The organism is Streptomyces sp. NPDC001868 (assembly GCF_040297125.1).
Taxonomy (GTDB): Bacteria; Actinomycetota; Actinomycetes; order Streptomycetales; family Streptomycetaceae; genus Streptomyces.
In genome coordinates this window covers 189,606-216,381 of record NZ_JBEOYO010000008.1, presented here as the reverse complement: position 1 = coordinate 216,381, position 26,776 = coordinate 189,606, and the positions used below count along the sequence as shown (strand labels likewise).

The window sequence follows — 26,776 nt, the reverse complement described above, 5'->3', positions numbered from 1 at the left end:
GGGGTCGCGGCGAGTGTCATGACCGCCGTCCCCGCCGTGGCGGTCGGCGCGGGCGGACGGTGTGACTCGTTCCTGGGGTGCGACTCGTCCGTCGACCCGTGCACGAGGGCGCACAGAACGACCGCGATCAACAGGACGCCGTGCGCGAGGACGGCGAACGGCCTCGTCCAGGGCGAAGCGCCGAACGGATGTGACCGCGCCGGCCGGCATGACTGTGGGCGTGGGCGTGGGCGTGGACGCGGGTGTGGACGTGGGCGTGAGGCGACGGCGCGTGCCCGGCGGTGGTGCGCGGGCAGGCGGAAGTGGGGCGGCACTGGGGTCCTCCGGGCGCGCGTGACCGGCCGGCTCGGCGGCACAGGGCCGGGGCCGGGCGGCAGGCGCGGGTGGGGCGGGAACAGCCGGACGGGCGGGAGGAGCCCTCGGCCTAGACCTGCTGGACGACCCGTGCTCTCAGGGCGGCTGACGAGCGGTCGGAGAGGCGCGGCTCGCCGACGTTCCGCGCGGCCGGCGCACAGCCCGGGGCCACGACTTCGCTGACCGACACCGCAAAGCGGGGTTGCGCGAAGACCGGACCCTGCTGCGGCTGTGCGGAGGCGCAGTGTTCGGCGGGAGCGCCGGTCCCGTGCTCGCCGTGCCCGTGGTGCGGCCCGGCGAAGGGTCCGGCAAGGGGCCCGACGAAGGGCCCGGCGGCCGTGACAGCGGTGACGGCCGGGGCGACCGACGGCACCGGCCCACCGGGGAGCGGGTGTTCGGGCACACCTGTCACGGATGTCACCGCGCTGGTCACCCCATGTCCACCGGCACTTTCCGGCACCGCTCCGTGGGTCAGTGCCACGGCGAACAGGACCACGGCGAGGCCCAGCACACGCAGCAGCGGGCCCGCGAGAGCGCGGGCCCGTGCCATGCGTCGAAGTGGCCTAACCGTCATCACGCCGTGATGCTAGCGCGCCCCGGAGGCCGTTCGTCCGCCTCTCCCGGCCCGGAGCGTCAACTCGCCAAGCGAATGACCGGTTTGCTTCGGCGAGCGGCCGTACTCCGGCATCGACACTCCGACATCGACGACGTACGGGGGCCGCTGCTCACCGCTCCGACGCCGCCGTCAGGTCCGTCGCGCGGCGTGCGAGGAGGGAGGCGCAGATCTCGCCGGCGCGTACGGCGGTGGTGGACAGCAGCGTCGAGGTGAGGCCGTGGGTGTGTTCGGTGCCGCCCTGGAGGTAGATGTCGGCGGTGACGTCGGGGGCGGTGGCCACCCGGTGGTCGCGGCCGACCTGGAGGGCGTCCTCGTCGTCGCGCAGGCAGAGTTTGCCGATCTCCCCGAGGTTGTCGCCGACACCGCGCGGCCGGTAGCCGGTGGCGTAGACGAGGAGGTCGGAGGAGAGGACCTCGCGCTCCCCCGTCGGCAGGAACTCCACGGTCACCTTGACGTCGCCCGTGCCCACCTCCACCTCGCGCAGCCGGGACACGTTCATCATCCGCAGCCGCTCCCGGCCCTGGACCTTCTCCTGGTACATGGTGCGGGACAGGGACTCGATCAAATCCATGTCCACGACGGAGTAGTTGGTGCTGCGGTGATAGTCGAAGAGCGACTGCTTCACCTCGCGGGGCGCGCCGTAGTACAGGTCGACGGCCTCGGGGTCGAAGATCTTGTTGGCGAAGGGGCTGTCGTCGGCGGGGGTGTAGCCGTACTTGGCGAAGACGGAGCAGATCTCGGCCTCGGGGAAGTTGCGGTGGAGGTAGTCCACGGCCTCCGCCGCGCTCTGGCCGGCGCCCAGGACGACGGCACGGCGTATCGGCTCTCCCGAGCGCCGGGCCTGGTCGACGCGGGGCAGCAACTCGCTGTTGTGCCAGACGCGGTCGGACAGGGCCGCGCCGGGCGGAAGGTGCGGTTCCAGGCCGGCGGCCACGCAGATGCTGCGGGTGCGGCGGACGGTGAGCCGTTCCGGGTCGCCGGGGGTGCGGCTGGTGACGTCGAAGTAGCGGACCTCGCCGTCGTGGGTGACGGGGCGTACGGAGACGACCTCGGCGTCGTACTCGACGAGGTGCGAGACCCGGGCGGCGGCCCACTCGAAGTAGTCGTGGAACTCGATGCGCAGGGGGAAGAGGGTCTTCAGGTTGAGGAAGTCGACGAGCCTGCCCTGGTCGCGGAGGTAGCACAGGAAGCTGAAGTCGCTGGTGGGATCACGCATCGTCACCAGGTCCTTGAGGAAGGACACTTGCATGGTGGCGTCGTCGATGAGCATCCCCCGGTGCCATCCGAACCGGGGTTGTCTTTCCAGGAACCCGACCCGCAGCCCGCCCTCCGTACCGGCGTTCACGGACTGTTCGTGGAGCGCGATGGCGAGCGCGAGATTCGATGGGCCGAATCCGATACCCAGTACGTCGTAGATGGAATCCGGCCCGGTGTGCAGCGTCGTCACCGCGTCATCGCCTTTCGTAGTACAGGTCACAGAGTCTCAAAGCTGGAACACAGCCTCCCCCAAGCAGACTCATGTTAGATAAGGTAAGCCTTACCTAGCAACGGCTGAGGAGGGCTCATATGCGGGTCGTTATGTTCGGGTACCAGACCTGGGGACACCGGACGCTGCAGGCACTGCTCGATTCCGGACACGAGGTGGTCCTCGCGGTCACCCATCCGAAGAGCGACCACGCGTACGAGAAGATCTGGAACGACTCGGTCGCCGATCTCGCCGAACAGCACGGTGTGCCCGTGCTGCTGCGCAATCGCCCGGACGACGACGAACTTCTGCGCGCGCTCAAGGAGGCCGATCCCGACCTCATCGTGGCCAACAACTGGCGTACGTGGCTGCCACCGGAGATCTTCGATCTACCGCCGCACGGCACCCTCAATATCCACGACTCCCTGCTCCCCACGTACGCGGGCTTCTCGCCGCTGATCTGGGCGCTCATCAACGGTGAGCCGGAGGTCGGTGTCACCGCCCACCGCATGGACGCCGAACTCGACATGGGTGATGTGCTGTTGCAGCGTTCGGTGCCGGTCGGGCCGCACGACACGGCGACGGACCTGTTCCACCGCACGGTCGATCTGATCGGCCCGCTCGTCACCGAGTCGCTCGAACTCATCGCCTCCGGCAAGGCCGTGTGGACACCGCAGGACCGTTCCCGGTCGAGCTTCTTCCACAAGCGGTCCCTGGAGGACAGCCGGATCGACTGGACCTGGCCCGCCGAGGACCTGGAGCGGTTCGTACGGGCCCAGTCCGACCCGTATCCCAACGCCTTCACCCACCACCGCGGCGAGCGCGTCCGGATCGTGTCGGCCGCCGTCTCCGAGGGGCGTTACGGCGGCACGCCGGGGCGGATCTTCATCCGGGAGGGCGACGGCGTCGTCATCGTCGCCGGTTCCGAGGCGCGCTCCGGGCGGCTGCCGGGGCTGCTGGTGAAGCGGGTGCGGACGGAGGACGGCAAGGAGTACGCGGCGACGGACTACTTCCGCACCATGGGCGGTTACCTGACGGCCCGCCCCTGACCGGTCACCTGTGACCGTGACCTCTCGCGGGCCCGTTGCCGTTGCGGGCCCGCGAGGTGAAGGGCATCGTCGGCCGCGGGTCAGCCAGCGGTGCCCGACACGGGCACCGCCCCGGCCTCCGCATCCGTATCCGTATCCGTGTCCGTGCTCTCGTGGTGGCGGCCCATCGGGATGACCATGGGGGTGCGGCTCACCGGGTCCTCGCCCACGACACAGCGCAGTCCGAAGACGTCCTCGACCATCGTGGCGGTGATGACGTCGGCGGGGACGCCCTCGCCCGCGATACGGCCGTTCTTCATGGCGATGATGTGGTCGGCGTATCGGCAGGCCTGGTTGAGGTCGTGCAGGACCATGACGACGGTGCGGCCCTGGTGCCGGTTGAGGTCGGTGACCAGGTCGAGGACGTCGATCTGGTGGGCGAGGTCCAGATAGGTCGTCGGCTCGTCCAGCAGCATCACGGGGGTGCCCTGGGCGACGGCCATGGCGATCCAGGCGCGTTGCCGCTGTCCGCCGGAGAGTTCGTCGACGGGCCGGTGGGCGAGGTCGGTCATGGCGGTGGCCCTCAGCGCCTCGTGCACGGCCTCCTCGTCGCCCTGCGACCACTGCCGCCACCAGGTCTGGTGCGGTGAACGCCCGCGCCCCACCAGGTCGATGACCGTCAGGCCCTCGGGGGCCACGGGGGTCTGCGGCAGGGTCCCGAGCTGCTGGGCGAGCGTGCGGGTCGGTATGGAGTGCACCGAGCGGCCGTCGAGGTGGACGGCACCGGCCTTCGGCGTCAGCAGCCGGGCCAGGGCGCGCAACAGGGTGGACTTGCCACAGGCGTTGGCCCCGACGATGGCCGTGACCCGGCCCGTCGGGATCACCAGATCCAGATCCTCTACGACGATCCGGTCGTCGTAGGCGAGACGGAGACCCGCGGCGCGCAGTTCGGGGCCGTCGACGCGGGGGCCGCCGCGGTGGCCGGGGCGAAGATCCGAGCACTTATCGGGGCGGGCGTCGGTGGGGGCGTCGGCACGGGAGCCCACCCGGACTTCGGCACCGGTGTCACCCGGGACCTCGGCACGGAAGCCTCCCCGCGCTTCAGCACCGGAACCGGCCTGGCCATTCGGACGGGAACCGCCCTCCCCGTCGGCACCGGAACCGGCCGAGGTGCCCGCACGGGAATCGGCCGAGGTGCCCGCCCCGGAATCGGCCGGGGCTTCGGCGCCCGCGTCGGCCGGGACACCGCCACGAGAGCCTCCCCGCGCTTCGGCAGCGGGACCGGCCGGGGCATCCGGACGGGGACCGGCCGGGGCTTCGGTACCGGAACCGGACGGGGCCTGGGCACGGGAGCCGGCCCGGACTTCGGCACCGCTGTCGGCCGGGACACCGGCACGGGAGCCTCCCTGCGCTTCGGCACCGGAACCGGCCGGGGTTTCGGTGTGGGGGTCGGCAGAGGCGTCCGCACGGACTTCGCCCTTCGTGACCGGTTCGAACTTCGATGACACGTCTTCAGCCTCCTGAACCGGCGCGGTTGGCGCGGATGAGCAGCCACAGCAGTACGGGGGCGCCGAGCACCCCGGTGACGATCCCGACCGGGAGTTCCGTGTCCGGGATGATCTTCCGTGCGGCGAGGTCGGACACGAGCACCATCACGGCACCGGTGAGTCCCGCCGCGAGGGGCGGCGGGAACGGGGTGCCGGCCAGGCGCTGGGCGACCTGGGGTGCGGCGAGCGCCACGAAGGCGATGGGACCGGCGGCCGCCGTGCCGAAGGCGACGAGCCCGACCGAGATGAGCAGGACGGCCACCCGGACGATGTGGACCCGGGTGCCGAGGCCCTTGGCGACGTCGTCCCCGAGTTGCAGAACGCGGATCTGGCGGCCGAGCAGGATCGCCGGGGGCACCAGTACGGCCATGGTGATCGCGAGGGGGCCGATCTGTTCCCAGGTGCGGCCGTTGAGGTTGCCGACGAGCCAGCCGAGGGCGGCCTGGGCCTGGAAGCGCTGGCCGCGCGCCAGGAGGTAGTCGGTGATGCTGGTGCAGATCCAGGCGATGCCGATGCCGACGAGGACGATGCGGTAGCCGGTGGTGCCGCGTTTCCAGGCCAGGACGTACACCAGCGCCCCGGCGGTCAACGCGCCCAGCAGGCCCAGGGCCTGGGTGCCGAGGCCGCCGTCCCAGCCGAGGACGATCCCGGCGACGACCACTGCTCCGGCGCCCTGGGTGATGCCCATCATGTCGGGGCTGGCCAGCGGGTTGAGCGTCACGGTCTGGAGCAGGGCCCCGGAGATGCCGAACGCGATGCCGACGAGCAGTCCGGCCAGGGCGCGCGGCAGCCGCAGTTCGTGGACGATCAGCTCGGTGCCGGGGTCGCCCGTGCCCACCAGGGCCTTCATCACATCGGTGAGCGGCAGTTCGATGTCCCCGACGGAGGTCTCCACGGCGAACGCCAGGAACGCGGCGGCCGCGAGCAGCAGACACACGCCCAGCAGCCGGGGCCGTACGACACCGGAGACGGGCGGCACTGGCCACCGGAACGCGAGGCGGTCGGCCGTACGGCGCCGGGGAGCGGGAGTCGGAGTCGGATCCGTGGCCCCCTGCGGGGGCGGCACGGGCGCGAGTTCGGTCGTCATCGGCTCACAGCTCCACGGGTTCGGTCGTCATGGGCCGCCGCCACCACGGTTTCGAAGGCCAGGGGGTGGCGATGCCGCAGCTCGGTGGCCACGGGCCGGTGATGCCACGGCGCGGTGGACACGGGGCCGCGTTCGCGCGACACGGTGGACATGGGACCGCGTTCGCGCGACACGGTGGGCACGGGGCCGCGTTCCCGCGGCGCGGTGGGCACGGGGCCGCCGCTCCACGGTTCGCAGAACATCGCCCGCGATGCACACGGCTCGGCGGCCATGCGGCTGCCGTTCCGCAACTCACCGCACAACACCCGCGAACCCGAAGGCCCGGCGGTCACCGGCCGCGTCCCGCACCGCTCTCCGGCCATGGCTCCGCGCCTCCCCGGTCGAGAAGTCATGTCACAGCTCCGCGAGGCGTCGGCGGCGGACCAGGGCGATGAAGAAGGGGCCGCCGATGAAGGCGACGAGGATGCCGGCCTGGATCTCGGTGGGGCGGGCGATCAGGCGGCCTGCGATGTCGGCGGTCAGGAGGAGGCAGGGGGCGAGGACGGCCGACAGGGGCAGCAGCCAGCGGTGGTCCGGGCCGAGGCCGGCGAGTTGGGCGAGGACGCGGGCGATGTGCGGGACGACCAGGCCGACGAAGACGACGGGCCCGATGACGGCGACCGCTCCCCCGGTGAGCAGGGTGACGGCGATGACGCCCTGGACGCGGACCAGACCGAGCTTGAGCCCGAGGGACTTCGCCACGTCGTCGCCGAGCGCGAGGCTGTTGAGGGCCGGGGCACAGGCCAGGGCGAGGATCGCGCCGACGGCCAGGAACGGCAGGACGCGCAGCAGGACCCCGTCGTCCTGGTTGGCGAGCGAGCCCGCGCTCCAGAAGCGGTAGCGGTTCAGCGCGTCCGGGTCGGTGAGGGCGATGGCGCTGGTCAGCGAGAACAGCAGGGAGGTCACGGCGACGCCGGCCAGGGCGAGTTTGACCGGCGTGGAGCCGGACCGGCCGAGCCCGCCGAGGAGGTACACCAGGACGCTGGCGACGAACGCGCCGCCGAACGCGAACCAGATGTACCCGTACACCGAGGAGATGCCGAGCACCCCGACGGACAGGACGACCGCGAAGGCGGCGCCCGCGCTGACGCCGAGGATGCCGGGGTCGGCGAGCGGATTGCGGGTCAGGGCCTGCATCAGCGCGCCCGAGAGGCCGAGGGCCGCGCCGGTGGCGAGACCGAGGGCGGTGCGGGGCACGCGGACGGACCAGATGACGCTGTCGATACGGGAGTTGGGGGCGTCGCCGAGCAGCGTGTGCCACACCTGGTCGAGGGGGACGCCGAGCGCGCCGAACGCCATCGACAGGGCGCACAGTGTGATCAGGGCCACGCCCGAGAGCGTCAGCAGCAGTACCGCGCGGGGGCCTTTCGCCGCCCGGACCGTCGAGGTCCCCACGTCTTCAACTTTCTTTGATGAGGCTTGCCTTAACTGTAGGGCGAGCCCGCGTTGAACTGTAGGTCTTGCTTCGATTGCCGTCCCGCCCACGGGGCAACTCTCACTATGAGCACCCTGTGAATTAGGTAACCCTTACCTTAGTATGTCCGCGACCCGGCTCAGAACCGGATCCCGACCTGGTGGGAAGGCTCACTGCTGTGTGCGGTACCGAGGAAGTCCTGGCCTATTGGCGGCGGCTGCTGACATCGCTGCCGCTCGAGATCTCACTGCCCGCCGATCGGCCCCATCCGCCGCAGCCCCTCACCGAGCGGGACACGCGCGCGCTCGCGGATGTCCCGGACGCCTCCGACGCCGTACGTCTCGCGGCGTTCGTCGCCCTGCTGCACCGCTACACCGGGGCGACGGACCTGACCGTGGGTCATGACGGGCTGCCGCTGCGGGTGTCCGTCGAGCACGAGCCGTCCTTCGCCGAGTTGGTGCGCCGGGTGACGCAGGCGTACGAGGAGGCGGAGACCAACCGGGTGCCGGTCGGGCTGCTGGTCGAGGAGCTGCGGCCCCGGCCGACGCGCGGCGGCGGCCTGTTCTTCAACACGGCGTTCGCCACGGCCGCCCGGCCCGCCGGTGACCTGCCCGCCCCGGTCGACGTACTGCTGGAAGTGGACGCGGGCGCGGCGCGGGCGTCGTACCACCCCGGCATCTTCGACGGCACGACGATCGAGCGGCTCCTCGGCCACTACCGCACGCTGCTCGCCGACGCGCTGGCCCGGCCCGAGGCGCCGGTCGCCCGGCTGGAGCTGATGAGCCCGCAGGAGTACCGCCAGGTCGTCGTCGACTGGAACGACACCGCGCACGCGGTGCCGGCGGACACCTGGCCGGCGATGTTCGCCGAGCAGGTGCGGCAGCGGCCGGACTCCGTGGCGCTGGTCTTCGAGGACGAGGAACTCACCTACGCCGAGCTGGACGAGCGCGCCAACCGCCTGGCGCACGCGCTGATCGCGCGGGGTGCCGGTCCCGAGCGGATCGTCGCGCTGGCGCTGCCGCGTTCCACCGAGCTGATCGTGGCGGAGGTGGCCGTCATGAAGGCGGGCGCCGCCTATCTGCCGATCGACCACGACTACCCGGCGGACCGGATCGCGTACATGCTGGGCGACGCGCGGCCCGTCTGCATGGTGACCACCGCCGAGACCACGCGGGACCTCCCCGACCCGGCCGCCGCCGACATGGCGCTGGTGGAGCTGGACTCGCCCGCGACCGCCGCCGAGTTGGCGCGGCGGCCGGTGCACGACCCCACCGAGGCCGAGCGCGGGGCGCCCCTCACCGTCCTGAACGCCGCGTACGTGATCTACACCTCGGGTTCGACGGGCCGCCCCAAGGGTGTCGCCCTCTCGCACGGCGGTGTGGCGAAGCTGGTGGCCACGCAGAGCGAGCGGTTCGGCATCGGCCCGCACAGCCGGGTGCTGCAGTTCGCGTCGCCGAGCTTCGACGTCGCGTTCTGGGACCTGTGCCTCGGCCTGCTGTCCGGCGGCCGGCTCGTGGTCGTCCCGGCGGAGCTGCGGGTGCCCGGCGCGCCGCTCGCCGACTACGCGAACGCGCACGGCATCACCTTCATGATCCTGCCGCCGGCGCTGCTCGCCGCCATGCCCGAGGACGTGCAACTGCCGCCCACGGCCACGCTGTTGGCGGGCACCGAGCGGGTCTCCCCCGAGCTGGTGGGGCGGTACGCGCGCGGCCGGATGATGTTCAACGCGTACGGCCCGACCGAGGCCACCACCAACTCCACGCTCGGGCTGTGCGATCCGGACATCCCGGCCGGGGCGATCGTCCCCATCGGTGTGCCCGACCCGGGGACCCGGGCGTACGTCCTGGACGCGTTCCTGCGGCCGGTGCCCGCCGGGGTCACGGGTGAGCTGTACCTCGGCGGCGCCGGTCTGGCCCGGGGCTATCTCGGGCGGCCGGACCTGACCGCCGAGCGGTTCGTCGCCGACCCGTTCGGGGAGCCCGGCGAGCGCCTCTACCGCACGGGTGACCTGGTCCGCTGGCGGGCCGACGGGCGGCTGGAGTTCCTGGGGCGCGCCGACGCCCAGGTCAAGATCCGCGGCTTCCGTATCGAGCCGGGCGAGATCGAGTCGGTGCTGCGCGGCCACCCGGCCGTCGACCAGGTCACCGTGGTCGTCCGCGAGGACCGTCCCGGCGACCGCCGTCTCGCCGCCTATGTCGTCCCCGCCCTGGACGCGCCGCGCGACGCGGACCCGGACACCCGGGTCGAGGAGTGGAAGGAACTCCACGAACTCCTCTACGGGGCGGCCGGTTCAGAGGACGACGCCGACGCCGGTGACAGCACGGGCGCCGGTGACGGCTCCGGTCTGCGCGAGAACTACGCGGGCTGGAACAGCATGTACGACGGCACGCCGATCCCCGTCGAGGAGATGCGGGAGTGGCGGGCCTCCACCGTCGAGCGCATCCGTGAACTCGGCACCGGGCAAAAGGTGTTGGAGATCGGTGTCGGCAGCGGTCTGATCCTGTCCCGGATCGCGCCCGACTGCGAGGCGTACTGGGGCACCGACCTCTCGGCGGCGGCCGTCGCGGCGCTCCGCGCCCAGGTCGACACCGATCCGGAGCTGGCCGCCAAGGTCGAGCTGCGGGCCCAGCCCGCCCACGACACCGACGGACTGCCCGCCGGGTACTTCGACACGGTCGTCATCAACTCGGTCGCCCAGTACTTCCCCAGCGGGGAGTACCTGGACGACGTCCTGCGCCAGGTGTCGGGCCTGCTGGCCCCCGGTGGCCGGATCTTCGTCGGTGACGTCCGCAATCTGCGGCTGCTGCGTACGCTGCGCGCGGCCGTGGAGACCCGGCGGGCGACCGGCGGTGACGAGGACGAGGACAAGAGCGCGCTGCGGACGGCCGTCGAGCGGTCGGTGCGCTGGGAGGGCGAACTCCTTCTCGACCCGGACTTCTTCGCCGCCCTCGACGGCTTCGACGCGGAGATCCGGATCAAGCGGGCCACGCACCACAACGAGCTGAGCCGCTACCGGTACGACGTCGTGCTGCGCCCGGGAGTCCCGGCGGCCGGCCGGGAACTGGCGGAGGTTGACTGGGCGTCCGTCGGCGGCCTCGTCGGTCTGGCGGAGCTGCTGGCCGGGCGGCCGGACGGGCTCCGCGTCGTCGGTGTGCCCAACGCGCGCCTCGCGGACGACCTGGCGGACCTGCGTCGGCTGGAGGGCAGCAGCCGGGAGGCGGCTTCCGGCACCGATCCCGAGGACCTGCACGCACTGGCGGCCGAGCACGGCTACCGGGCGGCGCTCACCTGGAACGGGAACGCCGACGACGGCGCGTTCGACGCCGTGCTCGTCCTCGACGGGCCGTTCGGCCCGCTGTACCGGACGGCCGGCGCCTATCCGCACGCCAACCGGCCCGCGCCCTTCCGTGACGTCGGCGCGCTGATGCGGTCCCTGCGCGGACACGCCGCCGAGTGGCTGCCGGACTACATGGTCCCCTCGGCGTTCGTCCCGCTGCACGCGCTGCCGGTCACCCCCAGCGGCAAGATCGACGCGCGGGCGCTGCCGGCCCCGGACTACGCGACCATGAGCTCCGGCCGCGCCCCGCGCACGCCCCGCGAGAAGCTGCTGTGCGCGCTGTACGCCGAGGTGCTGGGGCTGGACGCCGTGACCGCCGAGGACGACTTCCTCGCGCTCGGCGGCGACAGCATCAGCGCCATCCAACTCCTCATCCGCGCCCGGGAGTCGGGCCTGAAGCTCACCACCCGTGAGGTGTTCCGGCACCGCACGGTCGAGGCGCTGGCGAAGGCCGCCGTCGACCGGGTCGCCGAACTCGCCGCCGACGAGCCGCTGGTGGAGGTCGACGAGGCCGAACTCGCCGAGATCCAGGGCACGCGCCCGCTGCCGGTCGAGGAACTGCTGCCGCTCACCCCGCTCCAGCAGGGCTTCTTCTTCCACTCCCTCACCGGCGGCGACGGGGACGGCAACGGGGACACGTATGTCGTCCAGCAGGTCCTGGACCTCGCCGGGCCCGTCGACGGGTCGGTGCTGCGCCGGGCCGCGCAGGGCCTCCTCGACCGGCACGCGCCGCTGCGGGCCGCCTTCCGCCAGCGCCCGGACGGCACTCCGGTGCAGATCATCACGCGGGACGCCGAGCTGCCGTGGCGGGAGGTCGACCTGTCGTCGCAGGACGGCGGGGTCCGGGAGTCGCTCGGCGACGCGGTGGCCGCCGACGAGCGCGCCCACGGCTTCGACCTGGCCGCCCCGCCGCTGCTGCGCTGCGCCCTGGTCAGGCTCGGCGAGGAACGCAGCCGACTGATCCTGACGTTCCATCACATCGTGGCGGACGGCTGGTCGTTGCCGGTTCTGCACCGCGAACTGATGGCGTTCTACGGCACCGACGCGCCCGCGCTTCCCGAAGTCGCCCCCTACCGGGGCTTCCTGCGCCGCCTCGCCGGGCAGGACCGTGACGCGGCCCGCGACGCCTGGCTCGACGCGCTCGCCGGGCTGGACGAGCCGACGCGGCTGGTCGGCGACCCGGCCGACACGGCACCCGTACGCCCGGAGCACGTCCGGGTGGAGTTGTCCGAGCGGACCACCGCGCGGCTCACCGAACGGGCCCGTGAGCACGGGGTCACCCTCGGCACGGTGGTGCAGGGCGCCTGGGGCCTGCTGCTCGGCAGGCTCACCGGCCGGGACGACGTCGTGTTCGGCACCACGGTCTCCGGACGCGACGGCGAGGTCGAGGGCATCGCCTCCATGGTCGGCCTCTTCATCAACACCCTGCCGACACGCTTCCGTTGGGCCCCCCGCGAATACCTCGGCACCCTGCTCGTCCGGCTCCAGGAGGAGCAGGCCCGGCTGCTGGACCACCAGCATCTGGGCCTCGCCGAGATCCAGCGGCTCACCGGACACGCGGGCTCCGGCGAACTCTTCGACACCCTCGTGGTGTTCGAGAACTACCCCGCCGAGACCGACCTCCGGGACGCCTCCGGCACCGTACGCATCACCGGCGACGCCTTCCACGACGCCGTGCACTATCCCCTCGCCCTCGTCGTCAAGCCCGGCCGACGGCTCGACCTGCGGCTCAAGCACCACGCGGAACGCCTCGACGGCGACACCGTCCGCGCCCTCGGCGACCGGCTGGCCCGCGTCCTGGAGGCCATCGCCGAGGCACCGGACCGCACCGCCGCCTCCGTCGACCTGCTCTCCCCCGACGAGGCCCTCGACGCCCACCCCACCGGCGAGCAGCGCCTCGTACCGGAGACCACCTTGGCGGAGGTCTTCGCCGCGCAGGTCGCCCGGACCCCGGACGCGACAGCCGTCGTCTTCGAGGGCGAGCGGCTGAGCTACGCCGAACTGGACGCCCGTGCCGAGGAGTTGGCCGGGCGTCTGCGTGGCCGGGGTGCCCGGCCGGGAGCGTTCGTGGCGGTCGCCGTGCCCCGCTCGGCGGAGCTGATGGTGGCGCTGCTGGGTGTGCTGAAGTCCGGCGCCGCCTATCTGCCGGTGGACCTGGACTACCCGGCCGACCGAGTGGTCCACATGCTCGCCGACTCCGGCGCCACGACGGTGGTCACGCTGGCGGAGACGGCCGATCGGCTGCCGCAGCCGCAGCCCCAATCCCAGTCCCAGTCCCAACCCTCCGAGCGGAACGTTCCTGCATCGCCTTCGGTGCCTTCGGTCCTGCTGCTGGACGCCCCGGATTCCCCGGACGACGAGCCACTGCCGGTCGGAGAGGCCAACGCCCCCGCCCGCCCCGACGACCCCGCCTACCTCATCTACACCTCCGGCTCCACCGGCCTCCCCAAGGGCGTCGTCGTCACCCACCGGGCCATCGTGAACCGGCTCGCGTGGACGCAGGGCGAGTACGGGCTCGGCGCGGACGACCGCGTGTTGCAGAAGACGCCGTCGAGCTTCGACGTGTCGGTGTGGGAGTTCTTCTGGCCGCTCCTCGAAGGCGCGACCGTGGTGCTGGCCCGCCCGGACGGCCACCGCGACCCCGCCTACCTGGCCGGACTCGTCCGTGAACAGGCCGTCACGACCATGCACTTCGTGCCGTCGATGCTGGAGGCCTTCCTCCAGCACGACGAGGTCATCGGCGACCCCACCTGGTCGGCGTCGCTGCGCCGCGTGCTGAGCAGCGGCGAGGCGCTCCCGGTCACCGCCGCGAGCCGCTGGCACGCGCTGACGGGCGTACCGCTGCACAACCTGTACGGCCCGACCGAGGCGGCCGTCGACGTCACCTACCACCCGTATGCCTCCGACGAGGAGCAGGGCGGCACGTCCGTGCCCATCGGGCGTCCCGTGTGGAACACCGGGCTCCGGGTCCTGGACGCCTGTCTGCGGCCCGTCCCCGACGGTGTCCCCGGCGAGCTGTACCTGACCGGTGTCCAGCTGGCCCGTGGCTACCACGCCCGTCCGGGACTGACCGCCGAGCGGTTCACCGCCGACCCGTACGGGCCGCCCGGCAGCCGGATGTACCGCACCGGTGACCTGGTGAGACGGAGGTCGGACGGGGTGATCGAGTATCTGGGCCGCACGGACCGGCAGGTCAAGCTGCGCGGCAACCGGATCGAACTCGGCGAGATCGAGGCCGCGCTCGTCCGGCTGCCGGAGGTCGCGCAGGCCGCCGTGACGGTACGGGACGACGTGCTCGTCGCCTATGTCGTGCCCGGTGCGGGTGCCGCCGAGGTGGGCGACCTCCGCGAGGCCATCGCCGGTTCCCTCCCCTCCCCCATGGTGCCCAGCGCCTGGGTGGTCCTCGAAGCGCTGCCGCTCACCCCGAGCGGCAAGCTGGACCGGGCCGCGCTGCCCGCCCCGCAGGCCGTACGCGGCACCGTCACCCGGGCCCCGGGCAGCCACCGGGAGCAGGTGCTCGTCGAGATCTTCGCGGCCGTGCTGAAGCTCGACGAGGTCGGGGTCGACGACGACTTCTTCCTGCTCGGCGGTGACAGCATCAGCTCGATCGCCGTGTCCAGCCGTGCCCGTCGGGCGGGTCTGGCGATCGGCCCGCGCGAGGTGTTCGAGCACCGCACCCCGGCGGCGCTCGCGGCGACGGCCGCCATCGAGGAGACGGCCGAAGGGGACACCCCTGTCGCGTCCGCGTTCACGCTGACCGAGGAGGAGCGGGAGCGGGTCGAGCGGCTCGCGCCGGGCCGGATCGAGGACGTGTGGCCCCTCGCCCCGCTCCAGGAGGGCCTGTTCTTCCACTCGAACTTCGACGACAGCTCCCTGGACGTCTACACCGTCCACGAGTCCTTCGACTTCGCCGAACGCGTCGACGCCGAGCGGCTGTCGGCGGCCATGCGCACCCTGCTGGCCCGCAACCCCAGCCTGCGGGCCGGGTTCACCAGTGAAGGGCTGCGCCAGCCGGTGCAGTTCATCGTGCGGGACGCCGAGATCCCGCTGACCGAGGTGGATCTCGCGGGGCTCCAGGCGGCCGAACAGGACCGGCGGATGGGCGAGTTGCTTGAGGACTCGCGTGCCCGGCGCTTCGACCTCACCCGGCCCCTCCTGTTCCGGATGCTGCTCGTCCGGCTCGGTGAGGGGCGCGGCGACCGGCTGATCGTCGGCCGTCATCTGATCCTGTGGGACGGCTGGTCGGCCTGGCTGTTCCTGGACCAGCTGTTCGCGCTGTACGAGAGCGGCGGCGACCCGGCGGGCCTGGCCCGTCCCGGCTCGTACCGCGACTATCTGACCTGGCTGGAGGCCCAGGACGACACCGAGGCGACCCACGCGTGGCGTGCCGCCCTGTCCGGTTTCGAGGAGCCCACCCTGCTGGTGCCGGCCGCCTCCGACCGGGGGCGGGAGCCGGTGATCCCGGAGCAGTTGGACGCCGTGCTGGACGCGGCGGTCGCCGAGCGGCTGCGCGACACCGCCCGCACCCACGGTCTGACCCTCAACACCGTCCTCAACGCGGCCTGGGGTCTGGTCCTGGCCGGTGCGACCGGCCGCAGCGACATCGCGTTCGGTACGACGGTCGCGGGGCGGCCCAGTGAGGTGCCGGACGTCGAGAACGTCATCGGCATGTTCCTCAACACCGTGCCCGCGCGCATCGCCTTCGACCCGCGTGAGCCGGTCGTCGGTCTGCTGCGCCGGATCCAGGGCGAGCGTCTTGAGGTCATGCCGTTCGAGCATCTGGGCCTGGGTGTGCTCCAGGCCGAGTCGGGTCACCGACGGCTGTTCGACACGCTGTTCGTGCTGCGCAACGCCGACACCGACCAGCGGCTGGCCGAGCTGCGCGAGCGGCACGGCGCGACGGCCGTGGCCAATGTGGACGCCACGCACTACCCGGCGAACCTGGTGGTCACGCCGGGCGAGAAGGTCAGGGCGACGCTCGCCTACCGGCCCGACGTGTTGGACGGCGTGTACGCGCAGCGCCTGTTGGACCGTTTCGTGCTCCTTGTCGAGCGGCTGGTGGCCGACCCGCACGCCCCCGTCGGCTCCCTGGACGCCCTGCTGCCCGCCGAGGCCGCCGCGCTCGCCCGTGAGGAGGCCGAGCAGCGGCAGCCCGTACCGCACGAGACGGTCGCGGACATGCTCGCCGCGCAGGCCGCCCGTACGCCGGACGAGACCGCGCTCGTGTTCGGCGCACAGACCCTGACGTACGCCGAACTCGACGCGCGCTGCGACCGCATGGCCCGGCTGCTGCTCGCCCGGGGTGCCGGACCCGAGCAGGTGATCGCGCTCGGGCTGCCGCGCTCGATCGACATGGTGGTGGCGCTGTTCGCGGTGCTGCGCACGGGGTCGGCGTATCTCCCGCTGGAGCTGGACCACCCGGCCGACCGGCTGTCGCTGATGCTGGCGGACGCCCGCCCGCTGCTCCTGCTGTCCACGGAGAGCGTGTCGGAGACACTGACGGGCGACACGCCACGTGTGCTGCTCGACGACCCGGCGGTGGCGGCCGAACTGGCGGCCCTCCCGGCAGACCCGGTTTCGGTGACGTTCAGCCTGGACCACCCGGCGTACGTCATCTACACCTCGGGGTCGACAGGCCGCCCCAAGGGTGTCGTCACGCCGTACATCGGTCTGACGAACATGCAGCTCAACCACCAGAAGGAGATCTTCGCCCCGGCGATCGCGTCGGCGGGCGGGCGGCGGCTGCGGATCGCGCACACCGTGTCGTTCGCGTTCGACATGTCCTGGGAGGAGCTGCTGTGGCTCGTCGAGGGGCATGAAGTGCACGTCTGCGACGAGGAGTTGCGTCGGGACGCGACCGCGCTGGTGGCGTACTGCGAGGAACACCGCGTCGACGTGGTGAACGTGACGCCGACCTACGCCCATCTCCTCCTCGAAGAAGGCCTGTTGGAGGGGCACCGGCCGCCGCTGGTGCTGCTGGGCGGTGAGGCCGTCACCGAGACGGTGTGGAACACACTGCGGGACACGGAGGGGACGTACGGCTACAACCTGTACGGCCCGACCGAGTACACGATCAACACGCTCGGGGGTGGTACGGAGGACAGCGCCACCCCGACCGTCGGCAAGCCCATCCGCGCCACCCGGGCCCGCATCCTCGACACCTGGCTGCGGCCGGTGCCGGACGGTGTGGCGGGTGAGCTGTACATCGCGGGTGTGGGTCTGGCGCGCGGTTACCTCGACCGGCCGGGTCTGACGGCCGAGCGGTTCGTGGCCGACCCGTACGGACAGCCGGGCGAGCGCATGTACCGCACCGGTGACCTCGTACGACGTCGCCCGGACGGCAATCTGGACTTCCTGGGCCGTACCGACGACCAGGTCAAGATCCGGGGCTACCGGGTGGAGCTGGGCGAGATCGAGACCGCGCTCGTCCAGCACCCCGAGGTGTCCCGGGCCGCCGTCATCGCCCGCGACGACACGTCCGCGCCCGGCACCAAGCGCCTGGTCGGCTATGTCGTCCCGGCCGAACCGGACGCCGAGGCACGGGAGTCGGCCGAGCGGGAGCAGATCGGTGAGTGGCAGGAGATCTACTCCGCCGAGTACACCGAGATCGGCACCGCCCTCTTCACCGAGGACTTCGCGGGCTGGGACAGCTCCTACGACGGCACGCCGATCCCCGTGGAGCACATGCGGGAGTGGCGTGAGGCCACCGTGGAGCGCATCCGCGAGCTCAAGCCCCGCCGCGTCCTGGAGATCGGCGTCGGCTCCGGCCTGCTGCTGTCGAAGCTCGCGCCGGACGCCGAGGCGTACTGGGCGACCGACTTCGCCGCGCCCGTGATCCGCAAGCTCACCGAGGGCGTCAAGACCGACCCCGTGCTGGCGGGCAAGGTGGAACTGCGCTGCCAGCCCGCCGAGGTGACCGAGGGCCTGCCCACCGGCTTCTTCGACACGGTCGTCATCAACTCCGTCATCCAGTACTTCCCGAGCCTGGACCACCTCCACCAGGTGATCCGGGGCGCGCTGGACCTGCTCGCGCCCGGCGGCGCCCTGTTCCTCGGTGACGTCCGCGACCTGCGCCAGGCCCGGGTGTTCCAGGCCGGTATCCAGGCCGCCCGCGCCGACGCGGACACCGACCCCGCCGGCCTGCGCCGGGCCGTGGAGCGCGGTCTCGCCCTGGAGAAGGAACTCCTGGTCGACCCGGACTGGTTCACCACCCTCGGCGTCGGCGTCGACCTGCGCACCAAGGCGGGCCGCCACCACAACGAGCTGACCCGCTACCGGTACGACGTGGTGCTGTACGAGAGCGATCCCGGGCTCTCCCTGGACGGTGTCCCGGCCGTCGACTGGACCGGGCGGGACGCGCTCCTCACCCGGCTCGACGGCACCGGACCGCTCCGGGTGCGGGGCATCCCGGACGCGCGTACGGCCGGTGACCTCGCCGGGCTGCGCGCGCTGGACACCGGCCGCCCGTCGGGCGTCGCCGCGACGGGTGTGGAACCGGAGGACCTGCGGGAGACCGCCGGGGCACGCGGCTACCGGCTGCTGACCACCTGGTCCGCCGAACCGGGCTCCTACGAGGCCGTGTTCGTGCCCGACACCGACACCTCGCGCACGACCGGCACCGACACCTCCCGTACGGCGGGCCTGTACCGGCCGCGCGCCGACCGTGACGACGACGCCCCGTTCGCCAACACCCCGGCGGCCGGTCGCGGTCACACCGCGCTGATCAGACGGCTCCGCGACGACCTCGGAGAGCGGCTGCCCGGCTATATGGTGCCCGCCGCCTTCGTGGTCCTGCCCGGCCTGCCGATGAACGACAACGGCAAGCTCGACGTCCGCGCCCTGCCGGATGCCGAGCCCGCCGTCGCCCTGTCCACCGGGCGCGGCCCGCGCACCCCCGTCGAGGAGGTGCTGTGCCGTCTCTTCGCCGAGGTGCTGGGGCTGCCCCGCACGGGCGCGGAGGACAACTTCTTCGACCTGGGAGGCCACTCGCTCCTCGCGACCCGGCTGATCAGCCGCGCCCGCACCGAACTGGGCGCCGAGCTGGCCATCCGTGACCTGTTCGAGGCGCCCACCCCCGAGACGCTGGCACTCCGGGCGGCCACCGGGCAGCCGGCCCGCCCGGGGCTTGAGCCCGCCGCCGAACGGCCCGCCCGTATACCGCTGTCGGCCGCCCAGCGCCGGCTGTGGCTCGTGGAGCGGATCGCCGGGGACGGGGTCGCGTACAACTTCCCGCTCGTGTTCCGGCTCCGGGGCGCCCTGGACGTCGACGCCCTGCGCACCGCCCTCCGCGATGTGACGGACCGTCATGAAGCGCTTCGCACACGGTTCCTGGAGGCGGACGGGGAGCCGTACCAGTGGATCGCGGCGCCCGGTGAGGCCGAGCCGGAGTTCCGGCTCGTCGAGGGGGCCGAGAGCGGGCTCGCGGAGTGGGTCGAGGAGGCCCAGCGCCGCCCGTTCGACCTGGGCACCGAACTCCCGGTCCGCGCCGAGGTGTTGCGCCTTGCGGCCGAGGACCACGTGGTGGCCGTCGTGCTGCACCACATCACCACCGACGAGTGGTCGGACCGGCCCTTCCTCGGTGATCTCACCACCGCGTACCGGGCCCGCGTCGAAGGCCACGCACCCGAGTGGGCGCCGCTGCCGGTCCAGTACGCCGACTACACCCTGTGGCAGGACACGCTGCTCGACCAGGTCGGCGAGGCCCAGCTCGCCCACTGGACCGAGGCCCTGCGGGAGCTGCCGGAGGAGCTGGCCCTGCCGCTGGACCGGCCCCGGCCACAGGAGCCCACCGGGCGTGGCGGCAAGGTCCGCCTGGACCTCTCCCCCGCCACGGCCCGCGCGCTGCGTGAGCTGTCCGGTGCCACCCACACCAGTATGTTCATGCTGTTCCAGGCCGCCACGGCGGCGCTGCTGCACCGTCTCGGCGCCGGGGACGACATTCCGCTGGGGGCGCCCATCGCCGGGCGCACCGACGACGCGATGGACGACCTGATCGGGTTCTTCGTGAACACGCTGGTGCTGCGCACCGACGTGTCGGGCGGCGATTCCGGCCTGACGTTCACGCAACTCCTCGGCCGGGTCCGGGAGTCGGCGCTGGAGGCGTTCGAGAACCAGGATCTCCCCTTCGACCAGGTCGTCGAGGCCGTGAACCCGCCCCGGGTCGCCGGCCGCAACCCGCTCTTCCAGGTGATGCTCGGCTACCACTACCGGCCCGACGGCGACCCCGATGTGCTCGGCCTGCCCACCGAGTGGTTCGACATGGACACGGGCATGGCCAAGTTCGACCTCCACTTCACGTTCGTCGACGAGGTGGGCCGGGACCGTCTCACCCTTCTCCTGGAGTTCGCCCACGACCTGTACGACGAGACGACGGCCCGGCGGCTCGCCGGGCTGCTGGCACGGCTCCTCGACCGGGTGGCCGCCGAACCCGACCTCCCCGTAAGGGATCTGGAGGTCCTGGAGGAAGCCGAGCGGGAGGCGGTGCTCGTCCGGTGGAACGACACCGGGCACGACGTACCCGCGACGACCCTGCCGGAGCTGTTCCGCGCGCAGGTGGCGCGGACGCCGGACGCGCTCGCTCTCGTCGACGACGAACAGCGGTTGACCTACGCGGAGTTGGACGCTCGGGTCGAGCGGACGGCGCGGGTCCTGGCCGGGCTGGGTGTGGGCCCGGAGCGCACCGTGGCGGTGGCGTTGCCGCGCTCGGTGGACCTGGTCGTGGCCCTGCTCGCGGTGCACCGGGCGGGCGGCGCCTATCTGCCGCTGGACGCCGACCAGCCACGGGAGCGGATCGCGCTCATGCTGGAGGAGGCACGGCCGGTGTGCGTCGTCGAGGACGCGCTGCCCGAGGGGGCGGAGGGTGAACTGCCCACGGTGTACGCCCCGTCCAGCCCGGCCTACGTGATCTACACCTCCGGCTCGACGGGCCGCCCCAAGGGTGTCGTCGTGCCGCACGAGGGCATCGTCAACCGGCTGCTGTGGATGCAGGACGCGTACGGGCTGGGCCCTGACGACCGGGTGCTCCAGAAGACGCCGTCCGGCTTCGACGTGTCGGTGTGGGAGTTCTTCTGGCCGCTGATCACCGGGGCCGCCCTGGTGGTCGCCCGGCCGGAGGGTCACAAGGACCCGGCGTATCTGGCGGAGCTGATCCGCGAACAGGGCGTCACGACCACGCACTTCGTGCCGTCGATGCTGCAGGTGTTCCTGGAGGAGCCGGCCGCCGCGCGGTGCACGGGTCTGCGCCGGGTGATGTGCAGCGGTGAGGCGCTGCCGTCGCCGGTGGCAGAGCGCTTCCACGAGGTGCTGTCGGCCGAGCTGCACAACCTGTACGGGCCGACGGAGGCCGCGGTCGACGTGACGGCCGGCCAGGTGGTGCCGGGCGCCGACCGGGTGGTGATCGGGCGTCCGGTGTGGAACACCCGGACCTATGTCCTGGACGCGTCGCTGAGGCCAGTGCCACCGGGAGTGCCGGGTGAGCTGTATCTGGCGGGCGTCCAGCTCGCGCGTGGCTACCTCGACCGTCCCGGCCTCACGGCCGAGCGGTTCCTCGCGGACCCGTACGGCGGCCCGGGTGCTCGGATGTACCGCACGGGCGACCTGGCCCGTTGGCTGCCGGACGGCACCCTCGACTTCCTGGGCCGCACCGACCACCAGGTCAAGATCCGTGGGGTGCGCATCGAGCCCGGTGAGATCGAGGCCGTGCTCGCGCGGCACGGGTCGGTGGCCCACGCGGTCGTCGTACCGCACGAGCAGCGGCTCGTCGCCTATGTCGTCCCCGCCGCCGGAGCGGTCACCGAGCCGACGGCCCTGCGGGATCACACCGCCGCCGCCCTGCCCGAGCACATGGTCCCCGCGGCCGTCGTCGTCCTCGACGCGCTGCCGCTGACGCCGAACGGCAAACTGGACCGCCGGGCGCTGCCCGTGCCCGACTTCTCGGCGGGCCTCGGCACGGGCGGCCGGGCGCGGGATCCGCGTGAGGAGATCCTCTGCGGACTGTTCGCCGACGTCCTGGGCGTGGACCGGGTCGGCATCGACGACGACTTCTTCGTCCTCGGCGGCCATTCCCTGCTCGCGATGCGGCTGGTCGCCGGAGTCCGCGCCGCCTTCGGCGCCGAGGTGTCGCTGCGCACGGTCTTCGACGCCCCGACGGTGGCCCGTCTCGCGCAGCGCCTGGCGGAAGGTGCCACGACCGACGGCCGTGCCAGGCCGGCACTCGGGGTCCGGCCACGCCCCGAGCGGCTGCCGCTTTCCTCCGCCCAGCAGCGCCTGTGGGTGCTGTACCAGGTGGAGGGCCCCAGCGCGACGTACAACATCCCCTCGGCCTGGCGGCTGACGGGCGCGCTGGACGTCGAGGCGCTGCGGGCCGCCGTGCACGACGTGGTCGTCCGGCACGAGACGCTGCGGACGGTCTTCCCCGACGACGAGGGCCGGGCCCACCAGCTGGTGCTGGCACCCGACGAGGTCCGTGTCCCCTTCGAGGTCCTCGACACCGACGACGACCTGCTGCCGGAGCTGCTGGCGGAGGCCGGCGCGTACGGCTTCGAGCTGGACCGTGAACTCCCGTTGCGCGTGCATGTGTTCCGCACGGGTGAGGAGGAGTGGACGGTCCTGGTGCTCATGCACCACATCGCGGGCGACGAGTGGTCGGAGGGCCCGTTCAACCGGGACCTCGCGCTCGCCTACTCCGCCCGTACGGCCGGGCTCGCCCCCGAGTGGGAGCCGCTGCCCGTGCAGTACGCCGACTACACGCTGTGGCAGCGGGACGTCCTCGGCGACGAGAAGGACGAGGACAGCCTCGCGGCACGCCAACTCGCCTACTGGAAGCAGGCGTTGGCGGGTCTGCCCGAGGAGCTGGCGCTGCCCGTGGACCGGGCCCGCCCGCTGGAGTCCACCTACCGGGGCGGCTCCGCCGATCTGTCGCTGGACGCCGAACTCGCCGCCGGTCTGCATGGATTGGCCCGCGACAACGGGGTCAGTGTGTTCATGGTGCTCCAGGCGGCCGTGGCGACTCTCCTGTCCCGGCTCGGCGCGGGGAACGACATCCCGATCGGCAGCCCGATCTCCGGGCGCACCGACGCCGGGCTGGACGAGCTGGTCGGGTTCTTCCTCAACACGCTGGTGCTGCGCACCGACACCTCCGGGGACCCGACGTTCCGGGAGTTGCTCGGCCGTGTCCGGGAGGCCGATCTCGCCGCGTTCGACCACCAGGACGTGCCGTTCGAGCGGCTGGTGGAGGTGCTCAACCCGGCCCGGTCGCTGGCCCGTCACCCGCTGTTCCAGGTGATGGTCGTGTATCTGGCGTCGGGCGGGGACGACACCGGACTGCCCGGACTGGACGCCCGCCTGGACGAAGTGGCCCAGACGACCGCCAAGTTCGACCTGTCCTTCGACTTCGTCGAGCGCGGCGACGGCACCGGGGTGGACGGCGTCCTGGAGTACAGCGCCGACCTGTTCGACCACGCCACCGCCCAGTCGTTCGCGGACCGGCTGCTGCGCGTCCTGCGTGCCGTGACCGCCGACCCGGACACGACAGTCGACCGCATCGACATCCTCGGTACGGACGAGCGGGCCCGGCTCCTCGACGGCTGGCACAGCGGGCCCGCCGCGGGCGCGCCGACCACCACTCCCGCCCTCTTCGAGGAGCAGGCACGTCTCCACGGCGACCTGCCCGCCGCCGCGTCCGACGGTGTCGAGCTGACGTTCGCCGAACTCAACGCGGAAGCCAACCGGTTGGCCCGGCTGCTCGTCGAGGCCGGTGCCGGGCCCGAGCGGTTCGTGGCACTCGCGCTGCCCCGGACCGCGCACTTCCTCACGGCCGTCCTCGCGGTCCACAAGGCGGGCGCGGGCTATCTGCCGCTCGACCCGGACGCTCCGGTGGAGCGCACGGCCGACGTCCTCGCCGACGCCCGGCCGGTCCTGACCTTGACGACCGGCGCGCTCGCCGCCACCCTGCCGCCCGGCACCGAAGCTCTGGTGCTGGACGATCGGGACACGGTGGCGCGGCTCGCGGCCCGGGACCCCGCCGACCTCACCGACGCCGACCGCGTCGCCCCGCTGACGCCCCGCCACCCGGCGTACGTCATCTACACCTCGGGCTCCACCGGCCGCCCCAAGGGTGTCGTGATCACCCACGAGACCCTCGGCAACCTCTTCCACAGCCACCGCGAGACGCTCTACGGCCCCGCGATCGAGGCGGCCGGGCGGCGGCATCTGCGGGTCGGGCACGCCTGGTCGTTCTTCTTCGACGCGTCCTGGCAGCCCCAGTTGTGGCTGCTGGACGGACACTGCGTGCACATCCTGTCCGAAGAGGTCCGGCGCGACCCCGAGCTGGTCACCGAGGCCGTGCTCCGGCACCGTTTCGACTTCCTGGAGGTCACCCCGTCGTTCTTCACGCAGATGGCCGACAGCGGTCTGCTGCGGGACGGCGACTGCCCGCTCGCGGTCGTGGGCGTGGGTGGCGAGGCGGTCCCGGTCGCCCTGTGGAAGCGGCTGGCCAAGCTGCCCGGCACCGAGGCGTTCAACCTGTACGGGCCGACCGAGTCGACCGTGGACGCCCTGGTGGGCCGGGTCCGCGACAGCGAACGGCCGCTCGTGGGACGGCCGGTGGCCGGCACCCGGGCGTACGTCCTCGACGACCGGCTGCAGCCGGTGCCGCCCGGTGTCCCCGGTGAGCTGTACCTCGCCGGTGGTGGTCTCGCCCGGGGGTATCTGGGCAGCCCCGCCCTGACGGCCGAGCGGTTCGTGGCCGACCCGTTCGGTCCGGCCGGATCGCGGCTGTACCGCACGGGCGACCTGGCCCGCTGGACCGCCGACGGACGGATCGACTACCTGGGCCGCGCCGACGACCAGGTGAAGATCCGCGGCTTCCGGATCGAGCCCGCCGAGATCGAGGCGGCGCTCACCACCCACCCGGAGGTCGGGCAGGCCCTGGTGACCGTCCACCAGGACGGCCCCCGCAAGCTGCTCGTGGCCTACGTCGTGCCGGTCCCGGACTCCGCGCCCGATCCCGCACTGCTGCGCGCCCACGTCGCCGGCCGGCTCCCGGACCACATGGTCCCGGCGGCCGTCGTCGCCCTGGAGCGGTTCCCGCAGCTGGCCAACGGCAAGCTGGACCGGTCCGCGCTGCCCGCACCCGACTTCTCCGCCCTGTCCTCGGGGCGGGCACCCGCGACGCCCGTGGAGGAACTGCTGTGCACGGTCTTCGCGGAGGTGCTGGGGCTCGAACGGGTCGGGGTGGACGACGACTTCTTCGCCCTCGGCGGTGACAGCATCGTCGCCATGCAGCTCGTGGGTCGGGCCCGTGCGGCGGGCCTGCGGATCAGCCCGAGGCTGGTGTTCCGGCACCGTACGGTGGCCGCGCTGGGCACGGTCGCCGAGGCGGCCGACGTCTCGGCGCCGCGCCCGGTGGACGACGGCAGCGGCAGCGTGCCGCTCACCCCGGTCATGCACTGGCTGCGTGAACTGGGCGGCCCCTTCGGCACCTACCACCAGGCGGCCCTGGTCCGCACCCCGGCGGCCCTGGACCTGCCCGCGCTGACCACGATGCTCCGGGCCCTCGTCGACCGGCACGACATGCTCCGCGCCACACTCGTGCGGTCCTCCCGCGAGGACACCGGTACCTGGTCGCTGCACGTGCCGCCCGTCGGCACGGTCGACACGGCCGGCTGGATCCAGCGGGTCGACGTGTCCGGTCTGGACGCGACCGCGCTGGGCGAGACCGTGCGGGAACACACCACCGCGGCACGGGCGTTGCTCGACCCGGACGCCGGGATCATGGTCCGTGCGGTGTGGTTCGACGCGGGCGACGCCCCTGGCCGGCTGCTGCTGATGGGCCACCACCTCGTCGTGGACGGTGTGTCCTGGCGGGTGCTGCTGCCGGACCTCGAAGCGGCCTGGCGGGATGTCTCCGCCGGCCGTCCCGTCGGGCTGGTGCCCGTCGAGACGTCGTTCGCCCGCTGGTCCCGGCTGCTCACCGAGCTGGCCCAGGCGCCGGAGCGGGAGGCCGAACTGCCGGTGTGGGAGGCGATTCTCGACGGCGGCGCGGAATCCCTGCCGCTCACCCGGGCCCTCGACCCCGACCGGGACACCACCGCCACCCGGCGCGAGGTCGTGCTGCGGCTGCCCGCCGAGCACACCGGACCCCTGCTGTCGGCGGTGCCCGCCGCGTTCGGCGCCACCGTCAACGACGTCCTGCTGGCCGGGCTCGCCCTCGCCTTCGCCGACTCACGGCGGCGCGACGGCGGTTCGGGCACCTCGGTCCTCGTCGACCTCGAAGGCCACGGCCGCGAGGAGGAGCTGGGCGGCGACGGGGTCGATCTGTCCCGTACGGTCGGCTGGTTCACCAGCGTCTACCCGGTCCGGCTCGACGCGGGACCGGCCGACCCCGCCGAGGCGTTCGCCGGAGGCCCGGCCGCCGAGGACGCCGTACGGCGGGTGCGCGAGCATCTGGCGGCGCTGCCCGCGAACGGTGTCGGGTACGGCCTGCTGCGGCACCTCAACCCCCGGACCCGCGAGGTGCTGGCGGCCCACGAGCCGCCGCGCGTGGAGTTCAACTACCTGGGCCGGTTCGGCATCCCGGAGGAGACGGACTGGTCGTACGCGCCGGAGGAGGACGCGGCGGACATCGGGTCGGAGGGCTCGATGCGGGAGGGTCACGCGCTGGAGATCAACGTGGTGACCGAGGACCGGGCGGACGGGCCGGTGCTGGCCGCGCACTGGTCGTATCTGGAAGGACTGCTGCCGCGCGAGGTGGTCCAGGATCTCGCCGAGACCTGGTTCCGGGCCCTCCAGGGCCTCGTCGCGTGGGCGGAGCGGAACCCGAGGTAGGCGACACCGAAGCCGGACACACCGAAGCCGGACACACCGAAGTCGGACACACCGAAGTCGGCAA

Annotated in this window: 7 protein-coding genes; 2 read left to right on the top strand and 5 right to left on the bottom strand. The window is 72.7% G+C overall.

Features of this window, described 5'->3' with window-relative positions; genetic code table 11:
- Nucleotides 1–424: 424 nt before the first annotated feature.
- Together ABT147_RS12910 and ABT147_RS12905 are read right to left on the bottom strand one after the other, a co-directional pair.
- A complete protein-coding gene (locus tag ABT147_RS12910) occupies nt 425–904 on the bottom strand; it encodes a hypothetical protein (protein ID WP_351404993.1) in 480 nt (159 codons plus the stop codon).
- 175 nt (nt 905–1,079) lie between these two features.
- The gene (locus ABT147_RS12905) at nt 1,080–2,417 is read right to left on the bottom strand and encodes a lysine N(6)-hydroxylase/L-ornithine N(5)-oxygenase family protein (RefSeq protein WP_351404991.1); all 1,338 of its coding nucleotides are present in this window, start codon (nt 2,415–2,417) and stop codon (nt 1,080–1,082) included.
- A gap of 119 nt (nt 2,418–2,536) precedes the next feature.
- Here ABT147_RS12905 and ABT147_RS12900 point away from each other — a divergent pair, with 119 nt between their 5' ends.
- On the top strand, nt 2,537–3,484 hold the full coding sequence (locus ABT147_RS12900) for a methionyl-tRNA formyltransferase (RefSeq protein ID WP_351404989.1): 948 nt from the start codon (nt 2,537–2,539) through the stop codon (nt 3,482–3,484).
- An 80-nt stretch (nt 3,485–3,564) separates the two neighbouring features.
- On the opposite strand, the gene ABT147_RS12895 is transcribed toward ABT147_RS12900, so the two are convergent.
- The 3 genes from ABT147_RS12895 to ABT147_RS12885 all read right to left on the bottom strand — a co-directional run bounded on the left by ABT147_RS12895 (nt 3,565) and on the right by ABT147_RS12885 (nt 7,531).
- The gene (locus ABT147_RS12895) at nt 3,565–4,410 is read right to left on the bottom strand and encodes an ABC transporter ATP-binding protein (RefSeq protein WP_351405195.1); all 846 of its coding nucleotides are present in this window, start codon (nt 4,408–4,410) and stop codon (nt 3,565–3,567) included.
- 565 nt (nt 4,411–4,975) lie between these two features.
- On the bottom strand, nt 4,976–6,097 hold the full coding sequence (locus ABT147_RS12890; protein WP_351404986.1) for a FecCD family ABC transporter permease: 1,122 nt from the start codon (nt 6,095–6,097) through the stop codon (nt 4,976–4,978).
- A gap of 393 nt (nt 6,098–6,490) precedes the next feature.
- Nucleotides 6,491–7,531, bottom strand: coding sequence for a FecCD family ABC transporter permease (locus ABT147_RS12885; RefSeq protein WP_351404984.1), 1,041 nt, complete (start codon nt 7,529–7,531; stop codon nt 6,491–6,493).
- A 197-nt stretch (nt 7,532–7,728) separates the two neighbouring features.
- Here ABT147_RS12885 and ABT147_RS12880 point away from each other — a divergent pair, with 197 nt between their 5' ends.
- Nucleotides 7,729–26,712 carry a non-ribosomal peptide synthetase gene (locus ABT147_RS12880; protein ID WP_351404981.1) on the top strand — a complete coding sequence of 6,328 codons (18,984 nt, stop codon included), beginning with the start codon at nt 7,729–7,731 and terminating at the stop codon, nt 26,710–26,712.
- Nucleotides 26,713–26,776: the final 64 nt, after the last annotated feature.

Excerpts from the sequence above, each read along its gene's own strand:
- ABT147_RS12900 (WP_351404989.1), top strand. The coding sequence starts at position 2,537 with ATGCGGGTCGTTATGTTCGGGTACCAGACCTGGGGACACCGGACGCTG.
- ABT147_RS12910 (WP_351404993.1), bottom strand. The coding sequence starts at position 904 with ATGGCACGGGCCCGCGCTCTCGCGGGCCCGCTGCTGCGTGTGCTGGGC.
- ABT147_RS12890 (WP_351404986.1), bottom strand. The coding sequence starts at position 6,097 with ATGACGACCGAACTCGCGCCCGTGCCGCCCCCGCAGGGGGCCACGGAT.